This is a genomic window from Novosphingobium sp. 11B (assembly GCF_054589055.1).
Window position 1 is genome coordinate 1 of the sequence record NZ_BAAILP010000054.1, and the last position, 10187, is coordinate 10187.

The 10187-nt window shown below is 66.5% G+C and carries 12 protein-coding genes; 9 read left to right on the forward strand and 3 right to left on the reverse strand.

All coding sequences use genetic code 11. The annotated features are described in order from the left end of the window. Positions 1–211 precede the first annotated feature (211 nt). Positions 212–808 (reverse strand): TetR/AcrR family transcriptional regulator, encoded by a 597-nt coding sequence (locus ACYPYD_RS04345; RefSeq protein WP_459662218.1) that lies wholly within the window; start codon positions 806–808, stop codon positions 212–214. 50 nt (positions 809–858) lie between these two features. Between ACYPYD_RS04345 and ACYPYD_RS04350 the strand changes: the two genes are divergently transcribed. From ACYPYD_RS04350 to ACYPYD_RS04360, 3 genes are read left to right on the forward strand one after another with little or no spacing between them, the layout of a single operon-like run. Beyond that, a complete protein-coding gene (locus ACYPYD_RS04350) occupies positions 859–1704 on the forward strand; it encodes an oxidoreductase (RefSeq protein WP_459662219.1) in 846 nt (281 codons plus the stop codon). A gap of 40 nt (positions 1705–1744) precedes the next feature. After that, positions 1745–2230: a hypothetical protein gene (locus tag ACYPYD_RS04355; protein ID WP_459662220.1), complete on the forward strand. Its 486-nt coding sequence runs from the start codon at positions 1745–1747 to the stop codon at positions 2228–2230. 28 nt (positions 2231–2258) lie between these two features. Next, positions 2259–2630, forward strand: a complete 372-nt coding sequence (locus ACYPYD_RS04360; RefSeq protein WP_459662221.1) for a hypothetical protein — start codon at positions 2259–2261, stop codon at positions 2628–2630. Positions 2631–2976: 346 nt separating this feature from the next. Here the strand turns inward: ACYPYD_RS04360 and ACYPYD_RS04365 are convergent, their stop codons facing one another. After that, positions 2977–3966 (reverse strand): GlxA family transcriptional regulator, encoded by a 990-nt coding sequence (locus ACYPYD_RS04365; protein ID WP_459662222.1) that lies wholly within the window; start codon positions 3964–3966, stop codon positions 2977–2979. Positions 3967–4092: 126 nt separating this feature from the next. Here ACYPYD_RS04365 and ACYPYD_RS04370 point away from each other — a divergent pair, with 126 nt between their 5' ends. The 6 genes from ACYPYD_RS04370 to ACYPYD_RS04395 all read left to right on the forward strand — a co-directional run bounded on the left by ACYPYD_RS04370 (position 4093) and on the right by ACYPYD_RS04395 (position 9650). After that, positions 4093–4920, forward strand: a complete 828-nt coding sequence (locus ACYPYD_RS04370) for an alpha/beta fold hydrolase (RefSeq protein WP_459662223.1) — start codon at positions 4093–4095, stop codon at positions 4918–4920. Between the two features lie 56 nt (positions 4921–4976). Further along, positions 4977–5756 carry an SDR family NAD(P)-dependent oxidoreductase gene (locus tag ACYPYD_RS04375; RefSeq protein WP_459662224.1) on the forward strand — a complete coding sequence of 260 codons (780 nt, stop codon included), beginning with the start codon at positions 4977–4979 and terminating at the stop codon, positions 5754–5756. 139 nt (positions 5757–5895) lie between these two features. Beyond that, complete coding sequence (locus ACYPYD_RS04380; protein WP_459662225.1) at positions 5896–6366, forward strand: DUF4126 family protein; 471 nt, start codon at positions 5896–5898, stop codon at positions 6364–6366. Further along, a complete protein-coding gene (locus tag ACYPYD_RS04385; protein WP_459662226.1) occupies positions 6363–7733 on the forward strand; it encodes an FAD-containing oxidoreductase in 1371 nt (456 codons plus the stop codon). The genes ACYPYD_RS04380 and ACYPYD_RS04385 overlap by 4 nt, the downstream gene beginning before the upstream one ends. 43 nt (positions 7734–7776) lie before the next feature. After that, positions 7777–9417 (forward strand): FAD-dependent oxidoreductase, encoded by a 1641-nt coding sequence (locus ACYPYD_RS04390; RefSeq protein WP_459662227.1) that lies wholly within the window; start codon positions 7777–7779, stop codon positions 9415–9417. After that, positions 9414–9650, forward strand: a complete 237-nt coding sequence (locus ACYPYD_RS04395) for a UBP-type zinc finger domain-containing protein (protein WP_459662228.1) — start codon at positions 9414–9416, stop codon at positions 9648–9650. The genes ACYPYD_RS04390 and ACYPYD_RS04395 overlap by 4 nt, the downstream gene beginning before the upstream one ends. A gap of 119 nt (positions 9651–9769) precedes the next feature. Here the strand turns inward: ACYPYD_RS04395 and ACYPYD_RS04400 are convergent. Then, positions 9770–10187, reverse strand: a 418-nt coding sequence (locus tag ACYPYD_RS04400; protein ID WP_459662229.1) for an IS5 family transposase, incomplete at its 5' end; no start/stop codon positions are given.

Genomic DNA, 10187 nt, shown 5'->3' on the forward strand with positions numbered 1-10187 from the left:
GCGCGCTGCTCCTGATCCGCTAATGCGAAATGGTGCCGCTTCCAAAGTCCAGAGGCAGCTTCCGTGAGCGGGCTACCAATGGCGAGGTTTGAGGAACGTCTGAATATGTCGGCATCTGCCGGATAGCAGACCGTCGGCAGTTGGAGATCAAAATTGGCTGCTGAGAGGCTTAATTGGGTCGCTCTTCGCCGACTAAAAAATGGAGCTATCACTACCTGTAATCGGGGAACTCGAGCAGGGCGCCCGCCACGTCGCGGGCATCGGCGGCGAGGGCATCGTCAGGCAGTTCGCCGGCAGTCCAGAAGGACAGCACGCCACGAAAGCCGAACGCCAGATGCCGGGCCAGCGCCGCCAGCGCCTTATCCTGCCGGCTTTTGACGAGGCCCTCGCCCGCACCGAGCGCCAGGGTCCATAACGCGGTGGACTGTGTCAGCACTTCGCCATGCGTAGGCCCGGGCGTGCCCAGCCATCCCATCACCGCTCGGTTCACGCGCGGCTCTTCCAACATCAGTTCCACCACCGTGGCGACTGCCAGCAGAACGCGCTGGCCGGCATCGTCGAGGCGGGGCTTGTCCGCGAACCGCCGGGTCGCGGTGGCGATCCGCCGCGCGGACAGGGCGTGCATGATCGCGGCCTTGCTGCCGAACTGGTTGAACGGCGTGGCGAAGCTGACACCCGCTTCCGTCGCCAGATCGCGCATCGAGAATTCTGCCTTGCCATCGCGCAGCAGGCGTTCGGCCGCGTCGATGACCCGATTTCTCACCGGCTCGCCACGCGAACCGGTGGAGGGGGGCTTGATGGACGTCATATCGCTATCTATATCATGATATAGTTGATGTTCAAATCGCGGAGTAGGCCATGTCGGCATCCATTCCCAAGACTTTCCTGATCACCGGCGTCAGTTCGGGCCTGGGGCGCGCCTTCGCCGAGGGCGCGCTGGGCGCCGGCCACGTCGTCGTCGGCACCGTGCGCAATCCCGATGATGTCGGGATCTTCGCGGCGCTTGCGCCCGGGCGGGCCCATCCGCTGCTGCTGGACGTGACCCACCTGGACGCGATCGCCGGTGCGGTGTCTGAGGCGGAGCAGCGGGCCGGGCCGATCGACGTGCTCGTCAACAATGCGGGCTATGGCCATGAGGGGGTGCTGGAGGAATCGTCGATGGACGACCTGCAGCGCCAGTTCGCCGCCAATGTTTTCGGGCCCGTGGCGATGATGAAGGCGTTGTTGCCCGGCATGCGTGAACGGCGGCGCGGCCACATCATCAACGTCACCTCAATGGGCGGGTTCATCACGATGCCCGGGATCGGCTTCTATTGCGGCAGCAAGTTCGCGCTGGAGGGGATTTCCGAAGCGCTGGGCAAGGAAGTGGCGCCTTTCGGCATCCGTGTGACCGCCCTTGCGCCCGGCCAGTTCCGAACCGACTGGGCAGGGCGGTCGATGGACCGCACGCCTCGCAGCATCGCCGATTATGACGCGGTCATGGATCCCATCCGGGCGGCGCGGCAGGCCAAGAGCGGGAACCAGCCGGGCGATCCGGCCCGTGCGGCGCAGGCCCTGCTGGCGCTAGTTGAAGCGCCCACACCGCCGACGCGCCTGTTCATGGGGCAGGACGCGCTGGATCTCGTCACCGGCAAGCTGGCCGGCATGGAGGCGGAGATCGCGCAGTGGCGCGCCCTGTCGCAGTCCACCAGCTTCGCATCCTGAACGCCGCGATCGGTTCCCACTTACTCGAATGACACGCACCATGTTTGGGATTACGCCGCTGGGCTGGGTGCATACCCTTGGAAGCCTGCCCGCCATTCCGTTGGCGGCCTATATGTTCGCGCGCCATGGACGGATCACGCCCCGCTCGGCTCCCGGCATCTCCTATCTCGTGTTCATGCTGATCGGCGCGGGCACCGTGTTCCTGGTGGCGCATCAGTCGGTCAGCTACGGGATCGGCGCGGTGACGATCCTGCTGCTGATCGCAGGGTATGGCGTGCAGCACGTCACCTTCCTTGGGCGGGCGCGGCGCTATCTGGAAACCGTCTTCCTGAGTGTCACCACGTTCCTGCTGATGGTGCCCACCGTGACGGAGATCCTGCGCCGCGTTCCGGATGGCCACCCGTTCGTCACCGACCTAAAATCACCCTTGCTGCTGGGCGCGCAGGCCGGGCTTGCGGCGATGCTGATCTTGGGGCTCACCGCGCAGGTCACCGTCCTGCGCCGGCGGGGCCGTGCCGTTTCCTGATGTCTACGGGCGGGATATGACGGCCGCCATGCGCCGCTTCCGGCTGCTGCCTCTGTCCTCCCTTGCGCTGAGCGGGGCCACGCTTCCCGAAACGCATTTCGACATCACCCTGCCGAAAGCGCTGGGCGACGACGCATCGGGGCGGCTGCTCCTGTTCGCGGCGCCGTTGAGCGCCGCCAACAGCAACGGCGCGGCCATCGATCTCACCGGCCCCGACAATGCCCCCGACACTGCGCCCGTCTTCGTGGCGGGCCGTGATGTCGCCGGCTTCGGGCCCGACCACGCCGTAAGCTTCGACGCCCGGGAAGACGCGTTTCCCAAGGGGCTCGCGGCCCTGCCGGCCGGCGACTATCGCGTGTCCAGTAAAGGGAAAGCGGAAGGTCTGCACCTGAGAGCGTAAAATTGGGTGCTGAACGACCACACAAGGGTCGACTGCGATGGGCATGGCCTGGGACAAACCTGCCGTTCCGGCAGGGCCACCCGAACGTCAGCCTTCTCTCGACGTTCGAAAGCTGGTGATCTGATCCCGAAAAACTCGATCGCTTTGAGTTAGAGTATCTCGCCGTGATCTTCCTTGGTTTGGAGGAGCGAAGAACGATGAAGACATCGAGTTTCGTAGACGCGTTGAAGGGTTCGGTTATGCCGTCTTCGCATCGCCCGTCGGAGGCAATGGCGCGCAATTTTCCAGTCCTTGCAGTACCCAGTTTTAGCGGTTTCCGGCCCCGACATTTCTCCATCCAGGGGCGTCAGGCGGCTACCGGCAGTTCCGCTCCGGTCGAGAAACGGTGGCGGTATTCTCCCGGCGAAAGGCCGAGGATGCGCTGGAAGACGCGGCGGAAGGCGGTGGCGTCCTCGTAGCCGACGGCCCAGGCGATCTGGTCCACTGATCGCTTCGTGAATTCCAGCAGTTCGCGCGCCTTGCCAACCCTCAGGTTCTGGACGTATTCGACCGGCTTCATCCCCGTCGCGGTCTTGAAGCGGCGCAGGAATGTGCGTTCCTCAAGTCCGGCGCGCCCGGCCATTTCCGGTACGCTGACCGAACGTTCGGCGCGGGCCTGCAGCCAGTGCTGGACCTTCAGGATGGATTCGTCGCCGTGCGTCAGGCGCGGGGCGAAGCTGCTGTAGTGGCGCTGTTCCCGTCCCGAGGCGTCCACCAACAGGAACTTGCCGGTTTCCAGCATCACCGTGGGGCCCAGCAGTCGGTCGACGATCCGCATGCCGAGGTCCGTCCAGGCCATGAGGCCGCCGGCGGTGATGATGTCCCCGTCCTCGATCACCATCTTGTCGGGATCGAGCCGGACATCGGGAAACCGCGAGCGGAACTGTTCGGCAAAAAGCCAGTGCGTCGTCGCCGGGCGGCCCGAGAGGAGCCCGGTCTCCGCGAGGATGAACGAGCCGCCGCAGTTCGCCGCCAGGGTTGCGCCCATGGCGTGGCAATCGAGCAGCCACTGTGCATAGGGAGCGGCCTCGGCCGCTCCAGCGGGGCCGGTCAGGCGACCCGGCACGACCAGCATTGCCGGATTTCCGGCCTCGCCCGGATGGCTGTCGTGGCAGCGCGCGAAGGTGCCTTGCGCATCCATCACCCAGTGGCTCACCCGCAACGGTTGCCCGCCGCGTTCGACCGAGAAATGCGAGGCGATGGCGATAAGGTCGGTCATGCCGTGGACCATGGCCATCTGGCACCCGGCGTAGAGGAGGAGGCCGATCTCGGCCCTGATACGCGCGTCGCCGGACATGCCCGAAGTCCTCTTTGTCAGTTTTGGCCTGCCTTATGTCGGAACCGCCGATCCTGCGGCCCCGCGAGGCAGTCTATCTCTCTTTCCACGGGGCGCAACGGCTCCTTTCAGGAAGGGAACAAGACCATGAGCACCATCACCACCAAGGACGGAACCCACATCTTCTACAAGGACTGGGGCTCGAAGGACGCCCAGCCGATCATCTTTTCGCACGGCTGGCCGCTGTCCGCCGATGCGTGGGACGCGCAGATGGTGTTCTTCGCCGACCAGGGTTTCCGCACAATTGCGCATGACCGTCGCAGCCATGGGCGTTCGGATCAGGTGTGGAACGACAACACCATGGACCAGTACGCCGACGATCTGGCCGAGCTGATCGAAGCGCTCGACCTGCGCGACGTGATCCTTGTCGGCCATTCGACGGGGGGCGGGGAAGTGACCCGCTACGTCGGTCGCCACGGCACTGAGCGGGTCGCGAAAGTGGCGCTGATCGGCGCAGTTCCGCCACTTATGCTCAAGACCGAGGCCAATCCGGGCGGCTTGCCGATCACGGTTTTCGACGAAATCCGCAAGGGCACCTTCGACGATCGCAGCCAGTTCTTCCGTGACCTGACGATCCCGTTCTACGGCTACAACCGCGAGGGCGCGACGATTTCCGAGGGGATCCGCGAGGAGTTCTGGCGGCAGGGCATGATGGGGGGGCTCAAGGGACAGCTCGACTCCATCCGCGCCTTTTCCGAGAGTGATTTCCACGAAGATCTGCGGAAATTCGACGTTCCGACGTTGGTGCTGCATGGCGACGACGACCAGATCGTGCCGATCGGCGCCGCCGCGCTGGAGACGGTGAAGATCGTTCCGGGCGCGATCCTCAAGGTTTATGAAGGCGCCGACCACGGCCTGACGCAGACGCAGCAGGACCGTTTCAACGCCGATCTGCTCGATTTCATCCGTGACTGAACGATACCTGGGCGTACCAGAAGTGCGCCCCAGGCCCCACCAAGGAGCACATTAGCATGACCAAGGGCACTTTCCTCATCACCGGCGCGTCGGATGGCATCGGCGCGGTCTATGCCGACCGTCTGGCTCGCCGCGGCCACGACCTGATCCTCGTCGCCCGCCGCGCCGACAAGCTCGCAGACCTCGCCGCGACCATCGCCGCCGAGACCGGCGTGAAGGTCGAAACGCTCGCCGCCGACCTCGCCAGGCCGGACGATCTCGCCCGGGTCGAAAAGCGGCTGCGCGAGGATGCGGCGATCACCGGCCTCGTCAACAACGCGGGCATCGCCGGGGAGACGCCTTTCGTCGCGGCGGACCCGGCGTACCTGACCGGCATGATCGATCTCAATGTTACCGCCGTCACGCGGCTCGCCGCCGCCATCGCGCCGCGCCTTGCCGAAAACGGCAGTGGGACGATCATCAACATGACTTCGGTGACGGCGCTGATGCCTGACGGCTTCACGGCGGTCTACCCCGCGACCAAGGCCTTCGTTCTTGCCTTCAGCGAAGCGCTGGTCGTCGAGCTGGGGCCAAAGGGCGTGCAGGTGCAGGCGGTGCTGCCGGGCATCACCCGCACCCCGATCTGGACCGAGGAGCAGATGGCCGGCCTGCCGCCCGAGATGGTGATGGAAGTGGACGACATGGTCGACGCCGCGCTCAGAGGCCTCGCCATGGGCGAGACGATCACGATCCCGGCGCTGCCCGACAATGCGGACCTCGAAGCCTATCTCGATGCCCGCCGGGCACTGCGCCCCAACCTTTCGCGCCGCCTGCCCGCCGATCGTTACGCCGCCTGACACCCGCCTCCGTAGAGCCCGATCAAAATCCGTAGTGGCTGCGTCCCGCCCCACGATCCTTCTCGACCGCAGGGCAACGCAGCGCTACAGATCGGCTTTGCGTCTGGCGCCCCGGAAACCCTGTTTCGAGGACGAACCGATGATCATCCTGTTGTCATTCCTGATCGGCATCGTGGCCGGCCTGCGCGCGATGATGGCGCCGGTGCTGGTGAGTTGGGCTGCCTATGGCGGCCTTGTGGAAATCAAGGGCGGCTGGCTCGAATGGCTGGGTTATCGCTTCACCCCTTGGATACTGACCGTGGCGGCGCTGGCCGAACTCATCACCGACAAGCTGCCCTCGACGCCGAGCCGCAAGGTGCCGCAACAGCTCGGCGCGCGGCTGGTCAGCGGCGGACTTGCCGGAGCGGCGCTGGCTTCGGCCGGCGCCTCTGGGAGCGGTTCGTGGATCGTCGGCCTGGTGGCCGGAGTGGCCGGGGCGGTCGTCGGCACGCTGGGCGGCGCAGCGGCGCGGGCCGCGCTGACGCGGATGTTCGGGCGCGGCACCCCCGCCGCGCTGGTCGAGGATCTGGTGTCGATCGTGCTCGGCATCGCGGTGGTGCTGTACGCATGACCCGCCGGTTCGACGCCATCATCATTGGCGCGGGACAGGCGGGGCCGTCGCTCGCGGGCCGCCTTGCCGCGGCGGGGCAGAGCGTGGCGATCATCGAGCGCCATCTGGTCGGCGGCACCTGCGTCAACACCGGTTGCATGCCCACCAAGACGCTGGTCGCCTCCGCCTATGCCGCGCACCTTGCCCGGCGCGGCGCGGACTACGGCGTGAACACCGGGCCGGTCTCCATCGACATGGCCCGCGTCCATGCCCGGACCAGCGCGGTCGCCGCCGGCGCGCGGGGCCGCAACGAAAAGTGGCTGTCGGGGATGGAGCGCTGCACGCTCATCTACGGCCACGCCCGGTTCGAAAGCACCCGCACCGTGCGCGTGGGCGAAGAGCTGCTCGAAGCCGACCGCATCTTCATAAACGTCGGCGGGCGGGCGTCGATCCCCGACATGCCGGGCGCGCGCGACGTGCCGCTGCTGACCAACAGCTCGATCCTGGAGATGACCACGGTGCCCGAACACCTCGTCGTCATCGGGGGCAGCTATATCGGGCTGGAGTTCGGACAGGCGTTCGCCCGCCTCGGCGCGCGCGTGACCATCGTAGAGAAGGGCCCGCGCCTGGTCTCGCGCGAGGATGCGCCGGTGTCGGCTGCGATCCGCGCCATGCTGGAGGCGGAAGGGCTGGCGATCCGCACCGATGCCGAGTGCATCCGCTTCCATGCGCGCGAGGGCGGCGGCATCGACGTCGGCCTTCATTGCAGCGACGTTTCCGATACGGTGGCTGCCAGCCACGTCCTGATGGCGGTGGGGCGAGTTCCCAATACCGGTGACCTCGGGCTGGAAGCGGCAGGCGTGGAGACCGACGCGCGCGGCTACATCGTCGTGGACGAGCGACTGGAAACCTCGGTCCCCGGCATCTGGGCGCTGGGCGACTGCAACGGGCGCGGCGCCTTCACGCACACCAGTTACAACGACTTCGAGATCGTGGCGGAAAATCTGCTCGACGGTATGGACCGCAAGGTGGCGGACCGGATCGCCTGCTATGCGCTGTTCACTGACCCGCCGCTGGCGCGCGTCGGCCTCAGCGCCGGTCAGGCGCGGGCGGCGGGCCGCACGGTCCGGATCGGGCACCGGGCGATGACCCGCGTAGGTCGCGCCGTGGAAAAAGACGAGACGACCGGCTTCATGGAGATCGTCGTCGATGCGGATACCGACGCGATCCTCGGCGGCACGATCCTGGGCACCGGCGGGGACGAGGCGATACACGCGATCCTCGACATGATGGCGAACGGCGCGACCGCTGATCGCTTGCGTCGCACCGTGCACATCCATCCCACCGTGGCCGAACTCCTCCCGACCATCGCGGGGGAATTGAGCTAGTCTGCCTGCGCTGCAAGCACCATCGAGGAGCGGAACGAGCGACATGGCAACCCGGGCCACCCGCCAGCATCAGATGTTTCCCGTGCTCAACCCCCCGCAGGTCGAGACTGCGCGCCGCTTCGCCAGCGGCCCGGAACGGCGGTTCGCGCCGGGCGAGGTCGTCTACGCCATCGGCGAGCACGGTGCGCCGTCGTGGCTGGTGCTGGACGGCGGCATCGAGGTCTCGCGGCGGCACGGCCTGAACGACGATCAGGCCTATACCACCTATCACGCGGGCCAGTTCAGCGGCGAGATCAGCCAGCTGGCCGGTCGCCCCACCATTGCGCGCGGCTGCGCTGGGCCTGAAGGCTGCACCGCGTTACCGTTCGATGCGCCGCACTTGCGGGCGCTTATGGTGGGATCGGCGGATGTGGGAGAGATCGTTATGCGCGCGCTGATCCTCCGCCGCGTCGAACTGATAGAGGATGCCGAGGCGGGGACGATCCTGATCGGGCGCCCTGGCAGCCCAGCCCTCGTCAGGCTGCAGGGCTTCCTTGCCCGCAGCGGCTATCCTAACCTCGTCCTCGATGCCGAGGCGGAAGGGGAGGGCCGCGCTTTCGTCGAGCGGATGGGGGTGCTGCCGGATGACCTGCCTATCGTCGTCTGCCCGGACGGCGACTTCCTGCACAATCCGAGCGAGCTGGAACTGGCGACATGCCTCGGCATGCTGCCCGAGTTCAGGCGGAACGAGCCTTACGACGTCGCCATCGTCGGCGCGGGACCGGCGGGGCTGGCGGCGGCGGTCTATGCCGCCTCGGAGGGGCTCTCGGTGGTTGTGCTGGACGAGCGTTCCAGCGGCGGGCAGGCGGGCGCATCGGCGCTGATCGAGAACTACCTCGGCTTCCCGACCGGCATTTCCGGGCACGCGCTGGCGGGACGCGCCTTCAACCAGGCGCTCAAGTTCGGGGCGGAGATCGCGGTGCCGTTGAAGGTCCACCACCTCGACTGCTCGGAAGCTGGCCTCGCGCTCGAACTGGTGGGGGACCGGCGCATCGACGCGCGGGCCATCGTCATCGCCTCGGGCGCGCGCTACCGGCGGCCCGAGGTGGAGGGGCTGGCCATGTTCGAGGGCAACGGCGTCTCCTACTGGGCCTCACCCATCGAGGCACGGCTGTGCGCGGGGGAAGAGATCGCGCTCGTCGGCGGCGGCAACTCTGCGGGGCAGGCGGTCGCCTACCTCGCGCCGCATGTGAAGCGGCTGCACCTCTTCGTGCGGCGTCCGCTAGCCGAAACCATGTCGCAGTACCTGATCGAGCGCATCGCCGCGCTGCCCAACGTGGACCTGCACGTAGGCTGCGAAGTCGTCGCGCTTGAGGGGGATGCGCGATCGGGGCTTTCGGCGGCGACCTTCCGCAACGCGGCGGGGACCACGCATCGGTGCGAACTGCGGCACCTGTTCCTGTTCATAGGCGCAGATCCCAACGCGGACTGGCTCAAGGGCTGCATCGATACGGATGAGAATGGCTTCGTCGTCACCGGCACCGGTCCGCGCCCGCTGGAAACCAGCCGCAAGGGTGTGTTCGCCATCGGCGACGTGCGCGCCGGCTCAACCAAGCGCGTTGCGGCGGCAGTCGGCGAAGGCGCCGCGGTCGTCGCCCAGATCCATGCGCTGATCGCCGAACAGGCCGGAAGTGAGATGCCATGACCCCCTGCACCCACGGCGATGCCATCGCTACGGTCGAACCCAGCTCGCGCGGTTGCGAGGAATGCCTGGAGACCGGCGGGCGCTGGGTTCACCGCAGTTGCGGGCACGTCGGCTGTTGCGACCAGTCCCCCGGCCGCCACGTATGCGCACACTTCCACAAAACCGGCCATCCGATTATCGAGGCTACGACCCGCCCGAAGGTTGGGACTGGTGCTACATCGACGACGCGATAGTCCAACTGCACTACCAGACCCGGCAGTGGGGTCCGATCCCGCGCTATATCTAGCCGGTGGATCGCTGAAGGGGAAATGGAGCGGGTTAAGTGTCTGATTCAAAATTGCGGGCGTGGCAATCAGGGCCTTGCGATGCGGCGAGCATATAGCTGGATGGATGCGATAAAGAGCCAAGCTGTGGCGGACGCGATGGTTTCCTCGAAGTCCTTTGCCAGACGCCGGTTGCGGCTCAGCCATGCGAGCGTTCTTTCGACGACCCATCGTCGCGGCAAGACCTCGAAGCCCTTGGCAGTATCGGACCGTTTGATGATTTCGACGGTCCACTTTCCGATCCGGCGCAGGGCCTCCCTGAGCTTGTTTCCGGCATAGCCGCCGTCTGCAAACACGTGACGCAGCCAGGGGAAGCGCCTGACGATTTCTCCAAGGACCAGCGGTGCCCCGTCCCGGTCCTGAATGTCGGCGGCGTGCACAACGGCATGGACAAGATTTCCATCGGTGTCGGTCAGGATGTGCCGTTTGCGTCCTTTGATCTTCTTC